Source organism: Streptomyces coerulescens (assembly GCF_042657965.1).
GTDB classification, from domain to species: Bacteria; Actinomycetota; Actinomycetes; order Streptomycetales; family Streptomycetaceae; genus Streptomyces; species Streptomyces coerulescens.
Map to the genome: position 1 here is coordinate 328,453 of NZ_JBHSKM010000001.1, position 22,597 is coordinate 351,049.

The window sequence follows — 22,597 nt, forward strand, 5'->3', positions numbered from 1 at the left end:
GAACGACCATCGCTGACGCAGCACGACCACCCGTGAGAGTGCCGCTGAGCAGGAAAGAGGCCATTCGGTGCCCGCTCTGCCCGGGTTTCAAACCCTGTGCGCGACTTTCGCCACCGTCCGGTCCGTGAAATTCTGCGCTCGCACCGCGCACACCAGGGTTACCGAAAAGTACGATGGCGGCGCGGCGCACACCGCATGTGGACGACATTGGGAGGCGGCGTGACAGCCATCGAGCAGACAGAGGCGGCACGCCCGCGGGGCACGCGCCTGCCGCGCCGTGCCCGACGGAACCAGCTGTTGGGCGCCGCCCAGGAGGTCTTCGTCGCGCAGGGCTACCACGCCGCGGCGATGGACGACATCGCCGAGCGCGCCGGCGTCAGCAAGCCGGTGCTCTACCAGCACTTCCCGGGCAAGCTCGACCTCTATCTCGCGCTGCTGGACCAGCACTGCGAGTCCCTGATCCAAGCCGTTCGCCACGCGCTCGCGTCGACGACCGACAACAAGCAGCGCGTGCGGGCGACGATGGACGCGTACTTCGCGTACGTCGAGGACGACGGCGGCGCGTTCCGCCTGGTCTTCGAGTCGGACCTCACCAATGAGCCCGCCGTGCGCGAGCGCGTCGACAAGGTCACGAACGATTGCGCCGAGGCGATCTGCGACGTCATCGCCGAGGACACCGGCCTCTCGCGCGCCGAGTCGATGCTGCTGGCCTCCGGCCTCGGCGGTCTCGCGCAGGTCGTGGCACGCTCCTGGCTGCACAGCGACCGCAGCGTCCCGCGCGACCAGGCGGTGCAGCTGCTGACGTCCCTGGCATGGCGCGGTATCGCGGGCTTCCCGCTGCACGGTATCGAGCACCACTGACGCCCACCGGCCCCACGGGCACGTTTGTTCCCGCCCGCTGTTCGCTGTTGGCGTTCTTGGTCGGAGCGTGTACGTCCCCTCACCGGGCTAATGTGTGCTGGGTACGGCGCGGAAGGTCGCGCACTTCACTGACCGTCGGAGGGACATAGCCGTGGAGGTCAAGATCGGCGTGCAGCACGCGCCCCGCGAGATCGTTCTGGAGAGCGGTCAGAGTGCCGAGGAGGTCGAGAAGGCGGTGTCCGAGGCGCTGTCCGGGAAGACGCAGCTGCTCAGCCTCGTGGACGAGCACGGCCGCAAGGTCCTCGTCCCGGCCGACCGCCTCGCCTACGTGGAGCTCGGTGAGCCGGCTCCGCGCAAGGTGGGATTCGGCGCGCTGTAACAGGGCGCCGACGCGGCAGATCACGGGAGGGCCCGGCGACACGAGTCGCCGGGCCCTCCCGTTTCCCGTCCCCTCCCCCTCCACGAATGGCGCACAGCCCGATCACAGAGGAGGATTGCATTCCGCAGGTCAGGGGTATGACGGGCTACGACCGTTTCGAGCCGGCCGGCCATGTGGGAGGGACCCCAACATGCTCTTGGAAGCGATCAGCTCCGCGATCCTCGGCCTCGCCCTGGCCTGGGCCGCCGCGCGCCGCCTGCCGCACCGGCTGCCCGCCCGCTCGCTGGTCCTCTCGACAGGTGTCGCGGGCGGTCTTTTCGGCGCCTTCATCACGCACACCGCGCTCGACTTCGGCAACCTCTTCGTGATCCTGATCGGCGCGGCGGTCGTCTCCGCCGCCTCCCTCTCCCTACTGGTCCGCCCGGCGGGAAGACTCCGCCGTCACTCGGCGACCGCGTAGACCCGGAGGACCGGCGGCCGCCGGACAACTGACGTCGGTGATCTCTTCCAGCCACGGAGGCCGGTGACCTCCTCCAGCCACCGACGCCGGTCATCTCCCAGCCACTGAAGCCGGTGATCTCCCAGCCACTGACGCCGGTGATCTCCCAGCCCGTCCGGCGTTTGAGGACAAGGCCCGTTCAGGGCCGGAGCGGGGGTTCAGGGGGCGGCAGCCCCCTGACCGGGGTCGCAGGGGCGGAGCCCCTTGAGGACGGGACGGGTAGGGGCGGCGGGGGCGAGAAAACTACGCCGCAAGCCCCAGCGCAGCCATCCGCTTCGTATGCGCCTCGGTGATCCGCGAGAACATCTTCCCGACCTCGGCGAGATCGAAGCCGTCCGCGACGCCACCGACCAGCATCGTCGACAGCGCGTCCCGGTCGGCGACCACCCGCTGGGACTGCGACAGCGCCTCCCCCATCAGCCGCCGCGCCCACAGCGCGAGCCGCCCGCCGACGCGCGGATCGGCGTCGATCGCGGCCCGCACCTTCTCGACGGCGAACGACGCGTGCCCGGTGTCGTCGAGCACGGCGAGCACCAGCCCGCGCGTGTCGGAGTCGAGCCGCGCCGCGACCTCCCGGTAGAAGTCACTGGCGATCGAGTCACCGACGTACGCCTTGACGAGCCCCTCCAGCCAGTCCGAGGGCGCCGTCTGCTTGTGGAAGCCGTCCAGCGCGGCGACGAACGGCTCCATCGCCTGCGTCGGCTCGGCCCCGATCTCGGTCAGCCGGTCCCGCAGCTTCTCGTAGTGGTGGAACTCGGCCGACGCCATCTTCGCCAGCTCCGCCTTGTCCGCCAGCGTCGGCGCCAGCTTGGCGTCCTCGGCGAGGCGCTCGAACGCCGCCAGCTCTCCGTAGGCCAGCGCGCCGAGCAGGTCCACGACAGCGGCCCGGTACTGCGGATCGGCGGAGGCCGTGGCCCAGTCCTGGGCGGCGACCCCGGTGTGTTCGACGGCGGTGGCGGAGGCGTCAGAGGTGTTGTCAGGCGTCGTCATGAAGCGCACAATAGCCCGCTCGTCGAGTCACGGAAGTCCCTGGTCAATCACTGTGACGCCGACTACGTGACCAATTCGGCCATCGCATGTGCGCGTTTCCGGGGTATGGTGGTAATGCGCCCGCTGAGTACTCAGACGTATCTCGACGGGCCGCACGTTATGAGGATGCCCGGTCGGTGGCCCGATCGGCTCCGACCCGACAGCCCTCCCCGGCCGTACGGCACTGTGCGTACGACGACCGGAGGGACACCCTCAGCGGTACGAGCGCTAGAGCGTCGGCAGTGGTCCCGTGCCCTACGGCCAGCCCGTAAGGCAGCCGACGTCCCCGGCACGGTCCGTCAAAGACCCCCCGCGCTCGCCTCGCACCGCGCACACAGAAGAGGCAGCACCCTGACTACGACTTTCCGAGAGCTCGGCATCCTTCCCGAGACCGCTGAGGCCCTTGAGGCCGTCGGCATCGTCAATCCCTTCCCCATCCAGGAGATGACCCTCCCCGTCGCCCTCTCCGGCACGGACGTCATCGGCCAGGCCAAGACCGGTACCGGCAAGACGCTGGGCTTCGGTCTCCCGCTCCTGGAGCGCGTCACCGTCCCCGCCGACGTCGAGGCCGGCCGCGCCGAGCCCGAGGCGCTCACCGACGCCCCGCAGGCGCTCGTCGTCGTCCCCACGCGCGAGCTGTGCACGCAGGTCACCAACGACCTGCTGACCGCCGGCAAGGTGCGCAACGTCCGCGTCCTGGCGATCTACGGCGGCCGCGCCTACGAGCCGCAGGTCGAGGCCCTGAAGAAGGGCGTCGACGTCATCGTCGGCACCCCGGGCCGCCTGCTGGACCTCGCGGGCCAGAAGAAGCTCAACCTCAAGCACATCAAGGCGCTCGTCCTCGACGAGGCCGACGAGATGCTCGACCTGGGCTTCCTGCCCGACGTCGAGAAGATCATCAACATGCTGCCGGTCAGGCGCCAGACCATGCTGTTCTCGGCGACCATGCCGGGCGCGGTCATCGGTCTCGCGCGCCGCTACATGTCGCAGCCCACGCACATCCGCGCCACCGCGCCGGACGACGAGGGCGTGACCGTCGCGAACATCTCGCAGCACGTGTACCGCGCGCACAACATGGACAAGCCCGAGATGGTCGCGCGCATACTGCAGGCCGAGGGCCGGGGACTGGCCATGGTCTTCTGCCGTACGAAGCGCACGGCCGCCGACCTGGCCGACCAGCTCCAGCAGCGCGGCTTCGCCTCCGGCGCGGTCCACGGCGACCTCGGCCAGGGCGCCCGCGAGCAGGCGCTGCGCGCCTTCCGCAACGGCAAGGTGGACGTCCTCGTCTGCACCGACGTCGCCGCGCGCGGCATCGACGTCGAGGGTGTCACGCACGTCATCAACTACCAGTCGCCGGAAGAGGAGAAGACGTACCTGCACCGCATCGGCCGTACGGGCCGCGCGGGCAACACGGGTACGGCGATCACGCTGGTCGACTGGGACGACATCCCGCGCTGGCAGCTCATCAACAAGGCGCTGGAGCTGGACTTCAACGACCCGCCGGAGACGTACTCCACGTCCCCGCACCTCTTCGAGGACCTGAAGATCCCTGCCGGCACCAAGGGTGTTCTGCCCCGCTCGGAGCGCACGCGCGCCGGGCTGGCGGCAGAGGAGGTCGAGGACCTCGGCGAGACCGGCGGGCGCGGTGCGCGCGGTCGCGGTGGCCGGGGCGGCCGGGACGACGCCCGTTCGTCCTCGCCGGAGCGCGAGCGCCCGGCGCGTACGCCGCGTCGCCGTCGCCGTACGCGCGGCGGATCCCCGCTGGACGCGACGTCGGCCCCGGCCACGGGCTCCGTCGAGGAGACCACCGAGGCCGGTACGGCCGAGGCGGTCACCGCCTCGCGTACCCCGCGCCGCCGTCGCCGTACCCGTGGCGGAGCGGTGTCGGAGGCGGCGCCGACGACCACGGCCGCCGAGGCCGCGGTCGAGACGGCCGAGGGCCCGTCCCTGGACACGGCGGACGAGACCCCGGCCAAGCCGCGCCGCCGCCGCACTCGCAAGTCGGCGGAGCAGCAGGCGACTTCGGCGGAGACCGTGGCCCCCGAGGCGGAGACCGTGGCACCCGAGACGGAGGCCGTGCAGGCGTCCGAGCCGGTTACGGCACCGCAGGCCGCGGAGCCCGACGAGGCCCCCGCCGCCAGGCCGCGCCGCCGCACCCGCAAGGCGACCGCAGCCGCCGAGACCGCCGTCGACACCGCCGAGGCGGTACAGGAGGCCCCGGAGGCCGCGGAGACCAAGCCGCGCCGCCGGACCCGTAAGGCGACGGCCGAGGCCGCTGTCGACACCGCCGAGGCCACGGAGACCAAGCCCAAGGCACGCCGCACCCGCAAGACCGCGGCCGCCGCCGACGCGCCCCAGGCCGCCGACATCCCGGCCCAGACGGCCCAGGAGCCGGAGGCCGCCGAGGCCAAGCCGCGCCGCACACGCAAGGCGACCGCCGAGGCCGCGGTGGACACCGCCGAGGCCGCGGAAGCCAAGCCCAAGGCACGCCGCACCCGCAAGGCCACGGCCACCGCCGAGGCAGCCGTGGACACGGCCGAGGGCACGGAGGCCAAGCCGCGCCGGACCCGCAAGGCCGCCGCGACCGTTGCCGAGCCGGAGGCCGCCGAGGCCAAGCCGCGCCGCACACGCAAGGCGACCGCCGAGGCCGCGGTGGACACCGCCGAGGCCGCGGAAGCCAAGCCCAAGGCACGCCGCACCCGCAAGACCGCGGCGTCCGCGAAGGCCACCGAGGTCGCCGACATCCCGGCCCAGGCCACGCAGGAGCCGGCTGCCGAGGATGCGCCGGCCCCGCGCCGCCGCACCCGCAAGGCCGCCGCCACGGTGGCGGCCGCCGACGGCACGGCGGAGGCCACGGAGGCCAAGCCCAGGGCACGCCGGACCCGCAAGGCCACGGCTGCCGCGGAGCCCACGGAGAGCTGATCTCCCGCACGACGGCCCGGTCCCACCTCACGTGGGACCGGGCCGTCGGCGTCTCACCCTCCGACCGACCCCGGAGAACTCAGGAAACGGCCGTAGGCGCCTCACCCTCCGACCGGCCCCGGAAGGACTCGGGGAGTTCGTGAGCACCCGCTGCCCAGGCACCACCCGCCCTCCCTCCGCCCGCACTGATCCCCCGACGGCTGGGCTCGGAGGGTTCAAGGCCACCCGCTACCCTCCCCCTCGTGACCACCCAACCCGCCTTCACCCCGCCCCCGAACGCCCGCGCCTACCGCCTCGACACCTCGCGCGGCGCCTTCGCCGTCGTCGACCACCCCGTCGCCCCCGGCATCGAGGCCCGGGGCTCGGCCCTGCTGCTCCCCGGATTCACCGGCAGCAAGGAGGACTTCACGCTCATGCAGGAGCCGCTGGCGGCACGCGGCTACCGCACGATCGCCGTCGACGGACGCGGACAGCATGAGTCGGACGGCCCGGAGGAGGACGAATCCGCCTACGCGCGGGGCGAGTTGGCGAGGGACGTGCTGGCGCAGGCGGAGGCCCTCGGCGCTCGCGACACCCCGCTGCACCTCTTCGGCCACTCGCTGGGCGGCCAGATCGCCCGCGCCGCCGTCCTCATCGACCACACGCCGTTCCGGTCGCTCACCCTCATGGCGTCGGGCCCCGCCCAGATCTCCGACTCCCAGCAGCAGCGCGTGAAGCTCCTGCGGGACGCGCTCGCGGTGATGACGATGGCCGAGACCTGGGAGGCGATCCTCGCCATGGGCCCGCCCGAGGAGGTCGGCGGCCCGGCCAAGGGCATCGGCGGCCAGGACCTGCTGCGGCGCCGCTGGCTCGGCACGAAGCCCGCCCAACTCCTCGCCACCGGACGTCAGTTGACCACGGAACCGGACCGCGTCGACGAACTGGCCGCCCTGCCGCTGCCGTTCCACGTCCTGTCCGGCGCCAGCGACGACACCTGGCCGGTCCCGGTACTCGACGACATGGCCGCACGTCTGAAGGCCCGCCGCACGGTCATCCCCGGCGCCGAGCACTCCCCCAACGCCGACCAGCCGCTGCCCACCGCCCGGGCCACCGCCGATTTCTGGGACAGCGTCGCGGAGGGCTAGTACTGCGCCTGGAGATGCTCCCAGAACCCGTCACGCAAGGCCCGCCGCAGATCGGCCTGCCCCCGCAGCGAGTACTGGAGCAGCCCCTCCGCCTCCACCAGCAAGTCCTGGTCGACCGACCCGGGCAGATAGGGATGCCCGGGCAGCAGCTCCACGAGTGACTCCCGCCCGCGCGCCGCGAGCCACTTCGCCGCGATCTGCGCGCCGACGAAGCGGACGTCCTCCCGAGTCGGCCGCGCCCCCGCCCCCTCGTACGCGGCGGACGTGCGCCGGGAGACGTACGGCTTGAAGAAGTCGAGGTCGAAGGTGCGCTGGCTGTCGACCTCCCAGAGCAGCGGCTCGGCCTGGTTGCGGCCCTCCGGGGCCTCGATCCCCCACAGGTGCACCCGCGCCCCGTACCCCTGCGCCGCCTCGACCGCCGACACCAGGTCCTCGTCCCCGCCGAGCAGGGCCGCGTCGCTGATCGCGCGATGTCGGGCCAGGGACTCCAGATCGGTCCGGATCAGGGAGTCGACGCCCTTCTGCTGGTTGTTGGCGTTGAGGTTTCCCAGCCGCACCTTCACATCGGGGAGTTCGGCGATCGACTGCTGCTCGGCGGTGTGGATGCGGCGCCGGGCACCGTCGTACCAGTAGACGCGCAGCAGCCTGCTGTCGGCGAAGATCGTGCGGGCCCGGTCGATGAGCGCCTCGATGAGCCCCTCGGCGTCCAGGTCGAAGGCGCGGCGGTCCTCGGTCCCGGCGACCAGCCGGCCCGCGGCCGCGTACAGGTAGCCCGCGTCGACGAAGATCGCGTGGGTCGAGGGCGTCTTCGCCACCTCGGCGAGCATGCGTTGCAGCAGCTCGTTGGTGTGGTCGATGCGGGCGGAGAGTGCGCCGAGGTCGTCGTTCATCGTCTCCATTGTCCCGGCGGTCACGCTGCGAACACAACCGGTCCCGGTCAGTCTCCCCTTGATCGTCGGCCAACCTCTTACCGGTCAGTAGTTAGCCGTTCGAAAAATTTCTTTAGCGTAGGGAATGTTTGTAACGTGAAGCACGTTCCCTACTTGTGTAACCGAGTAGTTCTCCTCAGGAGGATGACCAGACGAAGGGAGAAGCCATGCGCTTCGAAATCATGCGACTCGACGAGTTCGACGGCACGCCCGTGGACAGCACCGTCGTGGACGCCGCCTCCGTCAACCGGATCGTTCAGCAGGCCGCCGCGACGGGGCAGCGGCTGTGGATCCGACCCGCCGAGACCACGGCCTCGTAACAGCCGCGGATCACCGAAGAAGCTTCGAAGCCCCCGTACGCCACCCACGGCGTACGGGGGCTTCGCGCGTCCGCGGCTCAGGCGCCCTGGATCACCTGGGTCACGCCGTTGATGATCTGCTGCACGGCGATGGCGGAGAGCATCATGCCAGCGAGCCGGGTCACCAGGACCACGCCGCCGTCCTTGATGACGCGGATGATCAGCAGCGAGTACCGCATCACGAGCCACAGCACGACATGGATGGCGACGATCGCCGACCACACCGACACCTGCGAGGCGACGCTGCCGGCCTTCTGCACGGCGAGGATGACCGACACGATCGCACCCGGCCCGGCCAGCAGCGGCATGCCCAGCGGGACGAGGGCGACGTTGACGTCCTTGGTCTGCTTCGGCTCGTCGGTCTTGCCGGTGAGCAGGTCGAGCGCGATCAGCAGGAGCAGCAGCCCGCCCGCGATCATCAGCGCGGGGACGGAGACATGCAGATAGTTGAGGATCTGGTGGCCGAGGAGCCCGAACACGGCGATCACTCCGCCCGCGACACAGACGGCCTGGAAGGCCATCCGCTTCTGCACCTTGGCCGGCCGGCCCGCGGTGAGCGCGAGGAAGATCGGGGTGATCCCGGGGGGATCCATGATGACGAACAGGGTCAGGAACAGGGAGCCGAAAACGGCGACGTCGAACATGCGTGAGGAGCCTTGCGAGGAGAGGGAGAACGCGCGGTGGGCAGGCAGCGCCGAGCGGTGCCGCTACCGCTGGGGGAAGGTGTCCCGCGAGGGGGAACGGACGGGCACGGCCGGCGACGCCGGGTGCCCCACAACAGACGTGAAGGTGAGCGACCTGCGCTTCAGGGCCTAGGCCCCGCCGGTCCCCGGCACGGGAAACGCCCCGGTCGCCCGTCGCGTGATCTCGCCGTACACCTCGGGATCCGTCGTGTACTCACCGAGCACGCACGTCTTGCGGCTGCCGTGGTAGTCGCTGGACCCGGTCGGCAGCAGTCCGAGTTCCTTGGCGAGCCCGCGGAGCCGGGCGCGGGTGTCGGGGTCGTGGTCCATGTGGTCGACCTCGATGCCGTCGAGCCCGGCCGCGGCCAGCTCGGCGATCGCGGACTCCGGCACCGTACGGCCCCGCTTGCTCGCGGCGGGGTGCGCGAACACGGTCACCCCGCCCGCGGCCTTGACCAGCCGGATCGCCTCGAACGGGTCGGTCTCGTGCTTCGCCACGTAGGCCCGGCCGCCGTCGGCGAGCCAGTCCTCGGTGAAGGCGTCGCTCACGGTCGGGACGACCCCGAGCTCGACCAGCGCGGAGGCGACATGCGGCCGCCCGACCGAGCCGTCACCGGCGATCCGCAGCACCTGCTCCCAGGTGACGGGCACGCCCAGCCCGTTGAGCTTGGCGACCATGCCCTGGGCCCGCGGCACCCGGTCGTCCCGCACGAGCTCCCGCTCGGCGAGCAGCGCGGGCTCCTCGGGGTCGAAGAGGTAGGCCAGCATGTGCATGCTGATCCCGTCGATACGACAGGAGAGCTCGGCGCCGGTGACGAGGGTGAGCCCGTCCGGCAGAGCAGCAACGGCTTCGGCGTACCCGCGGGTGGTGTCGTGATCGGTGAGCGCCACGACGTCCAGCCCGGCCGCGGCGGCATTGCGCACCAGCTCAGCGGGGGTGTCCGTACCGTCGGAAGCGGTGGAGTGGGTGTGCAGATCGATACGCACGACGCGAACTCCAGTCGGGGACGATACGGAAGGGGCCGCTCAAGGATAACCGCATTTTCCACGCCCCCTGTCACACCCGCACGCGGCAAGCGCCCCCTACATCCACCCACCTCAGGGGCGCGGGGAACTGCGCGACCAGACACACACAACCCGCAGCCGCCCGACAAGCGACACCCCCACCCCGGTGGGCGCTACGGCTCGAGCAAGCGCGGCGACAACGCCCCGCAGGGCACCAGTTCCACCTCGGCCCCCGCGTCCCTCAGGTCCGTCAGCACGAGCTCGTCGTACATCAACAGGCCCGACTGCTCGGGCCACATGACCGCCCACAGCCACATCCCGAGCGCCTCCCCCGCGAACACGGCACGGTCGTCGGGCGTGCCCGACACATGCCACAGCGGTGTGGGGCGGCCGGCGGCGAGGACCTTGGCCTGGGGCGGCTTCTCGACGTTCATGTACGACCCGGGGTCGGGGCCGTCGATGCCCGCGTAGCGTGCGCCGAGACCGACCCCCAGCTCCTCCGCGACCAGGATCAGCTCGCCCATGCCGCCGAGCGGTCCGGGTCCGGAGCAGGCCACCGCACTTCCTCTGCCGCCGCTGCGGTCGTCACCCGCGCTGGCGACTCCGGTGAACAGCCAGCCGATCGGCAGCGGCCACGGCATCCATACCGGCACCTGCGTGCGATGCACGACCACGCCGAGGGCCTCGACGCTGGGCGGGATCACGGGCTGCACCGGATGCACGGTGCCGTGCACATCGCATTGCCAGGTGTCGGCGAAGAGTCCGGGAGCCCTGACCCGGCCACCACACTTCGGGCAACTGGGTTCGCCCCTCATAGGCCCCCACGGTCCTACCCCTTGTGCGCCACGTCAAGGACGATCACCCGTCCGGACGGAACCGGTACGGGAAAACCCGGATCCCGCAGGATTTAGATGTAGCTTGCATTAATTAGCTTATCTAACATATTCTGTGCATCGACCACACACCTCAGTCCGGATGGGAGAACGGTATGGACCCCCTCGACGCGGGAGCGGGCGGCCTTCTGCGGCAGCCGCGGGCCGTGTGGGCGACCGCCGGCGCGTCCGTCGTCGCCTTCATGGGCATCGGGCTCGTCGACCCGATCCTGCCGTCCATCGCCGGCGGCCTGAACGCCACGCCCGGCCAGGTCTCCCTGCTCTTCACGTCGTACTTCCTCATCACCGCGGTCGCGATGCTGCTCACCGGCTACGTCTCCAGCCGGATCGGCGGCCGCAGGACCCTGCTGCTGGGCCTCGCGTTCGTGGTGGTCTTCGCCGGACTCGCGGGCACGTCCGGATCGGTCGGCGAACTGGTCGGCTTCCGCGCGGGCTGGGGGCTCGGCAACGCGCTCTTCGTCTCGACGGCCCTCGCGGTCATCGTCGGCGCGGCGGCCGGCGGCAGCGCGGCGGCGATCCTGCTCTACGAGTCCGCCCTCGGCCTCGGCATGGCGTGCGGGCCGCTGCTGGGCGCCCTGCTCGGCGACGCCAGCTGGCGCTACCCGTTCTTCGGTACGGCCTTCCTGATGGCCGTCGGCTTCCTGTGCATCGCCGCGTTCCTGAAGGAGCAGCCGAAGCCGGCCCGCAAGACCTCGATCCTCGACCCGCTCAAGGCGCTCGGCCACGGCGGTCTGGCGTCCGCGGCGGTCTCGGCGTTCTTCTACAACTACACGTTCTTCACCGTGCTGGCCTTCACGCCCTTCGTGCTGAACATGAGCCCGTACCGGTCGGGCGCGGTGTTCTTCGCCTGGGGTGTGCTGCTGGCGGTGTTCTCGGTCCTGGTGGCGCCGCGCCTGCAGAAGCGGTTCGGTTCGCTGAAGGTGCTCGGCGGGTCACTGGTGCTGCTCGCGCTGGACGTACTGGTCCTCGGCTACGGCGACCACACCACCGCCGTCGTCTGCACGATCCTGTCCGGCGCCTTCATCGGCGTGAACAACACCGTCTACACGGAACTGGCCCTCGGCGTCTCGGACGCACCGCGCCCCGTGGCGAGCGCGGGCTACAACTTCGTGCGCTGGTTCGCGGCGGCCGCGGCGCCCTACTTCGCGCCGCGGATCGAGGAATGGACCGGCAGCGTCCGCGTCCCGTTCGTGGTGGCGGCGGTCACGGCCGTGGCGGGCGCGCTCGTAGTACTCGTACGGCGGAACGCGCTCACTCACGATGCCGAGGAACTGCAGACTCGGCACACGACGCAGGACAGCGTCACCGTATTCGCCAACTGACGCTTTTCGGCCACCGGTTGGTGAGGTTCCTCACGCCCCGTCACTCCAGCGGGACGGACCTGCGGGCGGGATCCCTGAGGTCCGTCCCACTGGTGAGCCAGCGCTCCTGAAGGGCCTGGGCACCGTGCACCCGCTTCCAGGCCGCCTCGTTCGGCGTCATGGGCAGCAGCGGCAGGAAACGCACCGGGTCCAGGGGCCCGTCGAGCTCCAGGTCCTCGACCAAGCCGCCCGGCTCGGCGACCAGGACCGAGGTGAACGGGGCGCCCGGCCACAGCGGTTCACCGACGTCCAGCGAGGCGCCCGGGGCGATGATCACGCCCTCCACCTGCGGGGACGCGGCGAGCACGGCGAGCGGTCGGAGCGCCTTGTCGGTGTCGGCGATCCCGGCGCGCACCGAGAGGACGAGCTCCGCGCGGGGGCCCTTGACCGGGTCGGCGACCATCGCCGTCGGATCACTCATGGGCTGCGCGGACATGCCGAGCGTCGCGTAGCGGACGATGTCGCCCTCCTGGAAACGGAGCACCTCCATGCGGTCCGTACCGAGGAAAGTGACCGCCGCGCGGGCGTCCGGTTCGCCCAGTGCGGTGCGCAACCGGGCTTCGACCAGAGGAAGAACATCAGCCATGCCGCGAGCATAGAACTCGTCAGTACCGGGCAAAGCAGCGCCTTGACACTTCAGTCGGCTGATACTCTTGCCCGGTGTTCGGGGCAGCACGCAGAAGCGTCGCTATCGAGTCCCGACGCTGATGAAAACTCCCCTACGGGGAACCCCGTACGGGGTGTGGATCGTCCCTTACGAGGGACCGGCCGGAGGAGGTGGGGCTGTCATGGATCGAAGTCGACCGTGCAGTACCACTCGCTCTTCCCGCCGCTGATGTAGCTGATTCGGCTGTTCCGCTCCGGCTGACCGCCGTCCTCTCACGCTTGCGTCCTCACGCGGAAGAGCACTTCGTTTCGCTTTGCCTGATCGTCTGATCTGAATCAGCAACGAAGCCCATCACCGCAACGGTGCGGTGCTCCCCGCTTTGTGGACGTACCAAACATCCTGAGGTCAGGACGTCCCCATTCCGGGCAGTTCCAGCCGTACAGCGGTCCTCCGCGCTTCGTTGCCCGTTGCGAAGGAGCCTGCTCATGTCGATGATTCGTGACCTGCGTGCCGCGGTCCGCCCGGCCCGTCCGTCGCTGCGCAAGGACAGCGGTACCTACGACACCACGCGGGACCCCGCGACCCCCTCCGCCGTCGTCGACTGCGCCGTCTACCGGGACGGCCGCCGCCTGGAGACCGACAAGCCGCTGACCCCGCACGAGGCCATGCGCCAGGTGCGGCGCGACGGGGGCTTCGTGTGGATCGGGCTGCACGAGCCCACCGAGGCCGAATTCTCCGGTATCGCCGGTGAGTTCGGACTGCACCCGCTGGCCGTCGAGGACGCCGTACAGGCGCACCAGCGCCCCAAGCTGGAGCGCTACGACGACTCCCTGTTCACCGTCTTCAAGACCATCCACTACGTCGAGCACGACGAGCTCACCGCCAACAGCGAGGTCGTCGAGACCGGCGAGGTCATGTGCTTCACCGGCCGGGACTTCTTCATCACCGTCCGGCACGGCGGCCAGGGCTCGCTCCGGGCGCTGCGGCACCGCCTCCAGGACGACCCCGAGCTGCTCGCCAAGGGCCCGTCGGCCGTGCTGCACGCCATCGCCGACCATGTCGTCGACGGGTACCTCGCCGTCGCCGACGCGGTGCAGGACGACATCGACGAGGTGGAGACCGAGGTGTTCTCGCCGGGCCGCAAGGGCTCGCCGCGCGGCACGGACGCTGGCCGGATCTACCAACTCAAGCGCGAGGTCCTGGAGTTCAAGCGCGCGGTGTCGCCGCTCCTTCGCCCCATGCAGCTGCTGAGCGAGCGGCCGATGCGGCTGATCGACCCCGACATCCAGAAGTACTTCCGAGACGTCGCCGACCATGTCGCCCGCGTGCACGAGCAGGTCATCGGCTTCGACGAGCTGCTGAACTCGATCCTCCAGGCCAATCTCGCCCAGGCGTCCGTGGCACAGAACGAGGACATGCGGAAGATCACCTCGTGGGCCGCGATCATCGCCGTGCCGACGATGGTGTGCGGTGTGTACGGCATGAACTTCGACTACATGCCGGAGACCCACTGGAAGTACGGCTACCCGGTGATCCTCAGCGTCACGGTGGCGATCTGTCTGGGCATCCACCGCACGCTGAAGCGCAACGGCTGGCTCTGAGGGCCGCGGGTTCCGCTGGATAGGCTTGGGGCCATGACAAGCGAGCTGCTCGACCAGGCCGTCGTCGAGGAGGCCACGAAGAAGTCCGGCCTCATCTGGGTCAGGGGCCCCGGTGCCCCGGCGCGGGCGCTGTGGCACGTGTGGCACGAGGGCGCGGCCTGTGTCGTCGGCGACGGCCCGGGTGAGCAGCCGCTGCCGGGGCTGGCCGACGGGGCCGAGGCCGAGGTGACGGTCCGCAGCAAGGACAAGGGCGGCCGACTGGTCTCCTGGACGGCGAAGGTCGTCGAGCTCGCGGCGGGCTCCGAGCAGTGGGAGGCGACGGTCGGCGAGCTCAAGGGCAAGCGCCTCAACGCCCCCGACGGCGAGGCGATGCCCGGGCGCTGGGCGCGCGAGTGCCGGGTGCTGCGGCTGGAGCCGACGGGGGCCATCGGGGCGCTGCCGGAGGGGTCTCTGGCGGAGGCGCCGCTGCCTTCGTCTGCGACGACGCGGCGGCCGATTCCGGCGGGGTTGCCGCGGCTGCTGCTGAAGCGGCGTCGCTGAGAGTTCGACTGCCGCGCCGTCGTGGCTGGTCGCGCAGTTCCCCGCGCCCCCAGAGCGCTGCTGGACCGCAGCCGAATCAGCCGCGCTGTTACGACGTCGGCAATTGCTTGCCGTAGTCCACCGTGTCGCCCTTCTTCGGCTTCTCCAGGGCGAAGTCCTTGCCCCAGTCGGAGAAGGTCAGGGTGCCGCCGTCGCCCGCCCGGGTCAGCAGCAGGGGATAGGGGTCGCCCTCCAGGGAGACGTCGAGGGTGCCGCCCGAGCCCTTGTCGCCGGTGATGCGGATGGTGCGGACGCCCGCCTGCTCGTGGTGGCCGTCGGTCGCCACATTGCCGTGCAGCGTCAACAGGCCGTCGAGGAGTACGTCCTTGTCCGTGAAGCCGCTGAACTTCTTGTACGCCGGGTCGCCCTGCGGCACCTTCACGTACTTGCCGTTCAGCTTGTCCACGGCCCCGGCGTCCGCCTTGCCGTCGTTGCCCGCGTCGCTCCAGAAGCCGGAGTCGGCCTTCAGATACAGCTGCTCACCGATCCGCAGCAGCTGGAAGGTGGACCCCTGCGCGGTGACGGATCCCGTCGCGCCATCGGCCTTGAGCTGCATGTCGAGCTTGTAGGTGCGCCCGCTGGTGACCAGGTTCCCGGACAGGTGCACCGCCTCGGCGGCGTCGGCGGCCGCACGGGTCTTGCGCTGGATGTCGGCGACCGGCAGCTTGCCGACCCCGTTGGTGCCCTCGTCCGGGTCCTCGCTGCATCCCGTCAGTCCCGTTCCCGACACGACCAGGGCACAGATGGCGGTCACCAGTGCGGCCCGGCGCGTACGACCCTGGGGAATCGCGGTCACAGGTGGGGCTGCCTTTCTGTCGTGGGACCTGAGCGGCGTACGGCAGCGTACCCGCACGTCACCCCCCAGGCGGAGCCGGTCCGTCCGGACCTCTCACCAGGGCGTATCGGATCCGGACGGGCTAGCCTGAAGCCCACCCGAGCGGGCAATTCGACAAAAGGCGGCACGGCAGCGCAGCCGCGACAGCCCCACCGCACACCCCGCACACGAAGGAGCCTCAGCCATGGCAGCCGGCGCTCCCCGGATCTTCGTCTCGCATCTCGCCGGTATCGCCGTCTTCGACCCGAACGGCGATCAGGTGGGCCGCGTCCGCGATCTGGTCGTCATGCTCCGGGTCGGCCGACGCCCCCCGCGGCTGCTCGGACTCGTCGTCGAACTCTCCACCCGGCGCCGTATCTTCCTGCCCATGACCCGGGTGACCGGCGTCGAGTCCGGCCAGGTCATCACCACCGGCGTGCTCAACGTCCGCCGCTTCGAGCAGCGCCCCACCGAGCGTCTCGTCTTCGGCGAGCTCCTGGACCGGCGGGTCACCCTCGTCGAGACCGGCGAGGAGGTCACCGTCCTCGATCTGTCGGTCGGGCAGCTGCCGGCCCGCCGGGACTGGGAGATCGACAAGGTCTTCGTGCGCAAGGGCGGCAGGAGCGGCCCCCTGCGCCGGGCCAAGGGCGAGTCGCTGACCGTCGAGTGGTCCGCCGTCACCGGCTTCTCCCTGGAGGAGCAGGGGCAGGGCGCCGAGTCCCTCCTGGCCACCTTCGAGCAGCTGCGGCCCGCCGACCTCGCCAACGTCCTGCACCACCTCTCCCCCAAGCGCCGCGCCGAGGTCGCTGCGGCCCTCGACGACGACCGGCTGGCCGACGTCCTGGAGGAGCTCCCCGAGGACGACCAGATCGAGATCCTCGGCAAGCTGAAGCAGGAGCGCGCGGCCGACGTCCTGGAGGCCATGGACCCCGACGACGCGGCCGACCTGCTCGGCGAGCTCCCGACGGACGAGCAGGAACGGCTGCTGAGCCTGATGCAGCCCGCCGACGCGGCCGACATGCGTCGTCTGATGGCCTACGAGGAGCACACGGCCGGGGGTCTGATGACGACCGAGCCGATCATCCTGCGCCCCGACGCCACCGTCGCCGACGCCCTCGCCCGCGTCCGCAACCCCGACCTGTCCCCGGCCCTCGCCGCCCAGGTCTACGTCTGCCGCCCGCCCGACGAGACACCCACCGGCAAGTACCTCGGCACGGTCCACTTCCAGCGCCTGCTGCGCGACCCGCCGTACACGCTGGTCAGCGCACTGCTCGACGAGGCGCTCGAAGCGCTGGAGCCGGATGCGGCGCTGCCGGTCGTCGCCGGGTTCTTCGCCACGTACGACATGGTCGCGGCCCCGGTCGTGGACGACTCCGGGTCGCTGCTCGGGGCGGTGACCGTGGACGACGTACTGGACCACCTGCTGCCCGACGACTGGCGGGAGACGGAGTTCCATCTGGACGAGGGCGCGGGCGAGGGGGTGTCAGGGCATGGCGCAGGAGCGTGAGGGCACGCGCGAGCGCACGGCTTCGGGCGCCACCGCGGCCTCCCGGGCGCCCCGCGCGCGCCTCGACCAACCCCGCCCGCCGCGCCGCCGGATCCTGCCCGAATGGGACCCGGAGGCCTTCGGACGGCTCTCCGAGCGCATCGCCCGCTTCATCGGCACCGGACGGTTCCTGGTCTGGATGACGGTCGTGATCGTCGTGTGGGTGCTGTGGAACGTCGCGGCGCCGAGGGATCTGCGCTGGGACGAGTACCCGTTCATCTTCCTCACCCTGGTCCTGTCCCTGCAGGCCTCCTACGCCGCCCCGCTGATCCTGCTCGCGCAGAACCGGCAGGACGACCGCGACCGGGTCAACCTGGAGCAGGACCGCAAGCAGAACGAGCGGTCCATCGCCGACACCGAGTACCTGACCCGCGAGATCGCCGCCCTGCGCATCGGCCTGGGCGAGGTGGCCACCCGCGACTGGATGCGCTCGGAGCTCCAGGATCTGACGAAGGAACTGCAGGACGGGCACAACGGTCACCGGGACCACGGGGTATTCCCGGCGGATCGGTCGCGCGGACGTGACGTAGACGACCGCTGACAGCCTTTCCGGGGCACGGCTACCGGGCCGTACCATCGTCCTTATGGCTACGGAAGACGCGGTGCGCGAGGCACTGGCGACGGTGAACGACCCCGAGATCAACCGCCCCATCACGGAACTCGGGATGGTCAAGTCGGTGGAGATCGGTGCGGACGGTGCGGTCGCGGTCACCGTGTACCTGACGGTCTCCGGCTGCCCGATGCGCGAGACGATCACGCAGCGCGTGACGGACGCCGTCTCCGCGGTCGAGGGCGTCACCCGCGTCGACGTCACGCTCGACGTGATGAGCGACGAGCAGCGCAAGGAGCTGGCGAACGCCCTGCGCGGCGGCACCGCCGAGCGCGAGGTCCCCTTCGCCAAGCCGGGCAGCCTGACCCGTGTCTACGCGGTCGCCTCCGGCAAGGGCGGCGTCGGCAAGTCCTCCGTCACGGTCAACCTGGCGGCCGCGATGGCGGCCGACGGTCTGAAGGTGGGCGTCGTCGACGCCGACATCTACGGCCACAGCGTGCCGCGCATGCTGGGCGCCGACGGCCGTCCGACCCAGGTCGAGAACATGATCATGCCGCCGTCTGCGAACGGCGTGAAGGTCATCTCCATCGGCATGTTCACGCCGGGCAACGCACCCGTCGTCTGGCGCGGCCCGATGCTCCACCGCGCACTCCAGCAGTTCCTGGCGGACGTGTACTGGGGCGACCTGGACGTCCTGCTCCTCGACCTGCCCCCGGGCACGGGCGACATCGCGATCTCCGTCGCCCAGCTGGTCCCGAACGCAGAGATCCTGGTGGTCACCACCCCGCAGCAGGCCGCCGCAGAGGTCGCCGAGCGGGCCGGCTCTATCGCCGTACAGACCCACCAGAAGATCGTCGGCGTGGTCGAGAACATGTCCGGCCTGCCCTGCCCGCACTGCGACGAGATGGTCGATGTCTTCGGCACGGGCGGCGGCCAGGTGGTCGCCGACGGCCTCACCCGCACGACCGGCGCGACGGTCCCGGTCCTCGGCAACATCCCGATCGACGTCCGCCTGCGCGAGGGCGGCGACGAGGGCAAGCCGGTCGTCCTGACGGACCCGGACAGCCCGGCGGGCGCCGCACTGCGGGGGATCGCGGGGAAGCTGGGCGGACGGCAGCGGGGCCTGTCGGGCATGTCCCTGGGCATCACGCCGCGCAACAAGTTCTAGAGGCTTCGCGGGAGCGCCCCGAAAGGGGCGCGCGGGGAACTGCGCGAGCAACCACAGACAAACCCGCAGCCGCGAGACGCGACGAACCCTACGGCGAGGGGGCACCGAAATCCCACGGTGCCCCCATTTTCACTTCCCCTTACGCGTACTGGCCGATGTCCTTGACCACGGCGAAGCCCAGCCCGTACGCACTCATCCCCCTGCCATACGCCCCCACATGCACCCCCGCCTCGGTGGACCCGGCGAGCACCCACCCGAACTCGGACTCCCGGTAGTGGAACGGCGTCGGCACCCCGTCGACGGGCAGGGACAGCGTCGACCACGCCGGCCCGGCGAGATCGTCGGCCAGCGCCCAAGCCGTCTCCGTCTGCTGCTCCAGCCAGTCGTCCCGCAGCGAGTGGTCCATCTGCCCCGGCCAGGTGAAGGTCAGCAGCCCCACCCCCGCGAGCCACGCCGCCGAGGACACCGAGGTGGCCTCCAGCAGCCCCGTACCGTCGGCACTCCGCCGGGACGGATTCGCGGCGACGGTCACCACGACCGCGAACTTCTCCCGGTCCTCCGTCGCCTCGTTGCGCACGGAGGGCTCCTCCCCGTGCCCGATCGATCCGTGTTCCACGACCCCGTCGGCCGCCGTACCGACCTGCATCAGCCAACGCGGCCCCGTGAAGGCCTCGTCGAGGCCGTACCACGGGAAGGGCGCCAGCAGGTAGCCGTCGACCGTGCGCCGGGCAGAGGGGACCTGCTGTCCGCTCTCCGCGGCCGGTTCCTGCGCGACTGCGCGACTAGTCGTCTGACTCGTCGTCTCCATGTGCCCGGACGCCTCCTCGCTCTCGCCGGACCAGCCCGGCCCGCCCCCCTTCGGGCGTACTCGTCCGGTCCGCACAACAACTCGGCAGCATAGCCACACCGCTCCGAGCAGCATGGAAACCGCCCGGCGCGTGGGGCGCACGGAGGGCGGGATCAAGCCGTGTGCGACCCGGGCGGAGTATGAGAAGCGTCACGCACGGGTGCCGACCGCTCCCGTGTTCGTGCGGCTCAGGTGGCGTCCGCGTCGTAGGGCGGGCGCTCGTCGCGAGGGCTCTCGGGCTTCTTCGTCATGTCGATGCTGCCGCCCGAGGAGCCGGCGGAGCCGGACGCGGAGGACGACTCCGACTCACGGCCATGCACGGCGTCGGTGACCTCGGCCATTTCCTTCTTCAGGTCGAAGCCGTTGCGGATCTCCTTGAGCCCCAGTTCATCGTTGTCCAGCTGCTTGCGGATGAACGTCTTGGGGTTGAGGTCCTCGAACTCGAAGTCCTTGAACTCCGGGCCGAGTTCCTGCCGGATGTCCTCCTTGGCGCTCTCCGAGAACTCGCGGATCTTGCGGATCGTCCGCGTGACGTCCTGGATCAGCTTCGGGAGCTTGTCCGGACCGAAGACGAGCACGGCGAGGACGATGAGCGTCACCAGCTCGAGCGGTCCTATGTCATTGAACACCTGAAGCTCCTTGCGATGTCCTCGGTCGGCTCCACGGTACCCGGCGATCCGCTACGACCGGTACTGTCCCGAGCCCTCCGAATGCGTGTGGGCGTGCGGTTTTCCGGGTTGTTTGCCTTGTCAGGGCCTGTGTGGGTGGGTGACACGGGTCACGCTGAGAGGTCTCTGTGAGTTCCGGTCCCGCTCAGCCACCGCTCGACGAGCCCAGGGTCAGGGAGATCGTGAGCTCCTTGCCGCCGCGCTCCAGGGTCAGCTTCAGCCGGTCGCCGGGGCGGTGGGCACGGGTCTTGACGATGAGTTCCTCGCCGGAGTGGACACGCTGCCCGTCGACCTCGGTGATGACGTCGCCCGGCTCGATGCCGGCCTTGTCGCCGGGGCCGCCTCGGGTGACCGCGGAGCCGCCGTCGCTGCCCTTGGTGCCCACGCGGGCCCCGTCGCCCGCGTAGTCCATGTCGAGGGTGACGCCGATCACCGGGTGCGTCGCCCGGCCGCTGTTGATCAGCTCCTCGGCGACGCGCTTGGCCTGGTTGACCGGGATGGCGAAGCCGAGGCCGATGGAGCCTGCCTGGGCGCCGTCGAGTTCGGATCCGGTGTCGGCGGAACGGATCGCGGAATTGATGCCGACCACCCGGGCGCGGGCGTCGAGCAGGGGGCCGCCGGAGTTGCCGGGGTTGATGGGCGCGTCGGTCTGCAACGCGTCCACATACGACACATCGCTCGCGTCGCCGCCCTCGCCGCCCGCCGTGATGGGCCGCTCCTTGGCGCTGATGATGCCCGAGGTGACGGTGCCCTCCAGGTCGAACGGGGCGCCGATGGCGACGACCGGGTCGCCGACCTGGACGTTGTCGGAGTTGCCGAGCGGCAGGGGCTTCAGGCCGCTGACGCCGGTGACCTTGACGACGGCAAGGTCGTAGCCGCTGTCGCGACCGACGACGGTGGCCTTGGCGGTGTCACCGCTGTGGAAGGTCACGGATATCTCGCCGTCGTCGCCCGCGGGTTCGACCACGTGGTTGTTGGTGAGGATGTGCCCTCGGTCGTCGAGCACGAAGCCGGTGCCGGTGCCCTGCTCCTCGCGCCCGCTCACATGAAGGGTCACGACACTGGGCAGTGCGCGGGCCGCGATTCCGGCGACGCTGTCAGGTGCCCGGCCGACGGGCTCGGCGTCGGCCTGCGGCAGTTCGACGCCCCCGACGCCACCATTGCGCTCCAGATACGCCCCCACGACGCCGCCGATGCCGCCGGACACCAACGCCAGCACCAACGCCCCCACGAACAACACCTTCTTGGCCCGCTTGCGCCGCTGCTCCTTGCTGGCCACAGCGGCCCCGTTCTGCTGAAGGGGGGACGCGGGGAGCGCGGCGAGGGCCCAGGGGTCGTAGTTCTGCCAGGGGTTGGCGGGGGGTGGGGTGTCGACGGGGTCGGCGCTCCGGCCGGGAGTGGAGGTGGCGGCGGGAGTGAGGTGATCAAGGGTGGCTGGAATTGGCGGGTGGGGTGACGGCTGGGTGGGGATGACGGGGGGCGCGCCTTGGGCCGGAATGGCAGGGGTCACGGCCGGGACCGGAATGGCAGGGGACACGGCCTGGGCCGACTCCTGCGCGGGGACTCCGGGCGCCGGGGCGGGGACGGTGGGGGCAGGAGCAGGGGCCGGAGCAGGGGCAGGGGCAGGGGCCGAAGATGCCGCGGACGTCATCTCTCCGCTCTGCCCGCCCTGACCACTCTGACCACTCTGCCCGCGCTGCCCAGGGGCCGCCTGACCCGGCGCCGGCGGCGTCGATACGGCCGTCCCGTGGGCCGGTGTCGTCGCCGGGTGCTGGACCGGCGGTGCGGGCGCCCAGGGGCCGGGCTCGCCGTAGGGCGGAGTGCTGTAAGGGTCGGGGTCGTGCAGGGGCTTGGGGTGTTCCGCGACGGGCGCTGCGGGAGCGGTCGCCCGGTCGGCGGGCTTGTCCATACTCACCGCCGCAGGCGCGGGCTCCCCGGTCGGCCGAGCCAGCTCGAAGTCACCCTCGCCGGAGGCCGGGTCGCCCCCGCCGCTCACAGCGGGCCGAAGCACGAAGTCACCGTCGACCGAGGCCTCGCCATCCCGGCGGTCACCGCCGACCGAAGCCCAGCCGTCCCGGAAGTCACCGTCGGCCAAAGCCCCGCCGTCCCGGAAGTCACCGTCGGCCAAAGCCCCGCCACCCCCGAAGCCACCGCCGCCCGAAGCCCCACCGTC

22 protein-coding genes are annotated in these 22,597 nt (G+C 71.0%); 12 read left to right on the forward strand and 10 right to left on the reverse strand.

From position 1 onward, the window contains the following. The first annotated feature begins 219 nt into the window (after positions 1–219). The 3 genes from ACFPQ9_RS01425 (at position 220) to ACFPQ9_RS01435 (ending at position 1,700) form a co-directional block, all read left to right on the forward strand. Complete coding sequence (locus ACFPQ9_RS01425; protein ID WP_380845119.1) at positions 220–861, forward strand: TetR/AcrR family transcriptional regulator; 642 nt, start codon at positions 220–222, stop codon at positions 859–861. A gap of 151 nt (positions 862–1,012) precedes the next feature. Continuing rightward, entirely contained in the window at positions 1,013–1,240 is a 228-nt protein-coding gene (locus tag ACFPQ9_RS01430; RefSeq protein WP_380845121.1) for a DUF3107 domain-containing protein, read from the forward strand. A gap of 190 nt (positions 1,241–1,430) precedes the next feature. Continuing rightward, positions 1,431–1,700, forward strand: a complete 270-nt coding sequence (locus ACFPQ9_RS01435; RefSeq protein ID WP_330356098.1) for a hypothetical protein — start codon at positions 1,431–1,433, stop codon at positions 1,698–1,700. 282 nt (positions 1,701–1,982) lie between these two features. Here ACFPQ9_RS01435 and ACFPQ9_RS01440 read toward each other — a convergent pair whose 3' ends face one another. Further along, positions 1,983–2,729: a ferritin-like fold-containing protein gene (locus tag ACFPQ9_RS01440; protein ID WP_380845125.1), complete on the reverse strand. Its 747-nt coding sequence runs from the start codon at positions 2,727–2,729 to the stop codon at positions 1,983–1,985. A 483-nt stretch (positions 2,730–3,212) separates the two neighbouring features. On the opposite strand from ACFPQ9_RS01440, the gene ACFPQ9_RS01445 reads away from it, so the two are divergent. Together ACFPQ9_RS01445 and ACFPQ9_RS01450 are read left to right on the forward strand one after the other, a co-directional pair. Next, positions 3,213–5,690: a DEAD/DEAH box helicase gene (locus ACFPQ9_RS01445; RefSeq protein WP_380845128.1), complete on the forward strand. Its 2,478-nt coding sequence runs from the start codon at positions 3,213–3,215 to the stop codon at positions 5,688–5,690. Positions 5,691–5,932: 242 nt separating this feature from the next. Beyond that, positions 5,933–6,814 carry an alpha/beta fold hydrolase gene (locus ACFPQ9_RS01450; RefSeq protein ID WP_380845131.1) on the forward strand — a complete coding sequence of 294 codons (882 nt, stop codon included), beginning with the start codon at positions 5,933–5,935 and terminating at the stop codon, positions 6,812–6,814. Here the strand turns inward: ACFPQ9_RS01450 and ACFPQ9_RS01455 are convergent. After that, a complete protein-coding gene (locus tag ACFPQ9_RS01455; protein ID WP_380845134.1) occupies positions 6,811–7,704 on the reverse strand; it encodes an NYN domain-containing protein in 894 nt (297 codons plus the stop codon). The genes ACFPQ9_RS01450 and ACFPQ9_RS01455 overlap by 4 nt on opposite strands. Positions 7,705–7,910: 206 nt before the next feature. Between ACFPQ9_RS01455 and ACFPQ9_RS01460 the strand changes: the two genes are divergently transcribed. Then, positions 7,911–8,063, forward strand: coding sequence for a hypothetical protein (locus tag ACFPQ9_RS01460; RefSeq protein WP_093747204.1), 153 nt, complete (start codon positions 7,911–7,913; stop codon positions 8,061–8,063). Positions 8,064–8,140: 77 nt separating this feature from the next. On the opposite strand, the gene ACFPQ9_RS01465 is transcribed toward ACFPQ9_RS01460, so the two are convergent. From ACFPQ9_RS01465 to ACFPQ9_RS01475, 3 genes are all read right to left on the reverse strand, one after another. Continuing rightward, entirely contained in the window at positions 8,141–8,746 is a 606-nt protein-coding gene (locus ACFPQ9_RS01465) for a MarC family protein (protein WP_380845137.1), read from the reverse strand. 168 nt (positions 8,747–8,914) lie between these two features. Next, entirely contained in the window at positions 8,915–9,772 is an 858-nt protein-coding gene (locus ACFPQ9_RS01470; RefSeq protein ID WP_380845140.1) for a PHP domain-containing protein, read from the reverse strand. A gap of 191 nt (positions 9,773–9,963) precedes the next feature. Continuing rightward, on the reverse strand, positions 9,964–10,605 hold the full coding sequence (locus ACFPQ9_RS01475; protein ID WP_380845143.1) for a DUF6758 family protein: 642 nt from the start codon (positions 10,603–10,605) through the stop codon (positions 9,964–9,966). 173 nt (positions 10,606–10,778) lie between these two features. Here ACFPQ9_RS01475 and ACFPQ9_RS01480 point away from each other — a divergent pair, with 173 nt between their 5' ends. Beyond that, positions 10,779–12,005 (forward strand): MFS transporter, encoded by a 1,227-nt coding sequence (locus tag ACFPQ9_RS01480; RefSeq protein WP_380845146.1) that lies wholly within the window; start codon positions 10,779–10,781, stop codon positions 12,003–12,005. Between the two features lie 40 nt (positions 12,006–12,045). Here ACFPQ9_RS01480 and ACFPQ9_RS01485 read toward each other — a convergent pair whose 3' ends face one another. Further along, positions 12,046–12,630, reverse strand: coding sequence for a suppressor of fused domain protein (locus ACFPQ9_RS01485; protein WP_380845148.1), 585 nt, complete (start codon positions 12,628–12,630; stop codon positions 12,046–12,048). A gap of 506 nt (positions 12,631–13,136) precedes the next feature. On the opposite strand from ACFPQ9_RS01485, the gene ACFPQ9_RS01490 reads away from it, so the two are divergent. After that, on the forward strand, positions 13,137–14,252 hold the full coding sequence (locus ACFPQ9_RS01490) for a magnesium and cobalt transport protein CorA (protein WP_380845151.1): 1,116 nt from the start codon (positions 13,137–13,139) through the stop codon (positions 14,250–14,252). Between the two features lie 33 nt (positions 14,253–14,285). Continuing rightward, the gene (locus tag ACFPQ9_RS01495; protein WP_380845154.1) at positions 14,286–14,792 is read left to right on the forward strand and encodes a hypothetical protein; all 507 of its coding nucleotides are present in this window, start codon (positions 14,286–14,288) and stop codon (positions 14,790–14,792) included. 88 nt (positions 14,793–14,880) lie between these two features. On the opposite strand, the gene ACFPQ9_RS01500 is transcribed toward ACFPQ9_RS01495, so the two are convergent. Beyond that, positions 14,881–15,627, reverse strand: a complete 747-nt coding sequence (locus tag ACFPQ9_RS01500; RefSeq protein ID WP_380845157.1) for a hypothetical protein — start codon at positions 15,625–15,627, stop codon at positions 14,881–14,883. 223 nt (positions 15,628–15,850) lie between these two features. Between ACFPQ9_RS01500 and ACFPQ9_RS01505 the strand changes: the two genes are divergently transcribed. Genes ACFPQ9_RS01505 through ACFPQ9_RS01515 form a run of 3 tightly spaced genes read left to right on the forward strand, consistent with a single transcriptional unit; the run spans position 15,851 to position 18,909 of the window. After that, positions 15,851–17,152: a magnesium transporter MgtE N-terminal domain-containing protein gene (locus ACFPQ9_RS01505; RefSeq protein WP_380845160.1), complete on the forward strand. Its 1,302-nt coding sequence runs from the start codon at positions 15,851–15,853 to the stop codon at positions 17,150–17,152. After that, positions 17,136–17,732: a DUF1003 domain-containing protein gene (locus ACFPQ9_RS01510; RefSeq protein WP_380845163.1), complete on the forward strand. Its 597-nt coding sequence runs from the start codon at positions 17,136–17,138 to the stop codon at positions 17,730–17,732. The genes ACFPQ9_RS01505 and ACFPQ9_RS01510 overlap by 17 nt, the downstream gene beginning before the upstream one ends. A gap of 43 nt (positions 17,733–17,775) precedes the next feature. Then, the gene (locus ACFPQ9_RS01515; RefSeq protein WP_380845166.1) at positions 17,776–18,909 is read left to right on the forward strand and encodes an Mrp/NBP35 family ATP-binding protein; all 1,134 of its coding nucleotides are present in this window, start codon (positions 17,776–17,778) and stop codon (positions 18,907–18,909) included. Between the two features lie 139 nt (positions 18,910–19,048). Here ACFPQ9_RS01515 and ACFPQ9_RS01520 read toward each other — a convergent pair whose 3' ends face one another. The 3 genes from ACFPQ9_RS01520 to ACFPQ9_RS01530 all read right to left on the reverse strand — a co-directional run bounded on the left by ACFPQ9_RS01520 (position 19,049) and on the right by ACFPQ9_RS01530 (position 22,333). Further along, positions 19,049–19,792 (reverse strand): hypothetical protein, encoded by a 744-nt coding sequence (locus tag ACFPQ9_RS01520; RefSeq protein ID WP_380845169.1) that lies wholly within the window; start codon positions 19,790–19,792, stop codon positions 19,049–19,051. Between the two features lie 152 nt (positions 19,793–19,944). Further along, positions 19,945–20,385, reverse strand: a complete 441-nt coding sequence (locus tag ACFPQ9_RS01525; RefSeq protein WP_380845172.1) for a sec-independent translocase — start codon at positions 20,383–20,385, stop codon at positions 19,945–19,947. 184 nt (positions 20,386–20,569) lie between these two features. After that, on the reverse strand, positions 20,570–22,333 hold the full coding sequence (locus ACFPQ9_RS01530; protein ID WP_380845204.1) for a S1C family serine protease: 1,764 nt from the start codon (positions 22,331–22,333) through the stop codon (positions 20,570–20,572). Positions 22,334–22,597 lie beyond the last annotated feature (264 nt).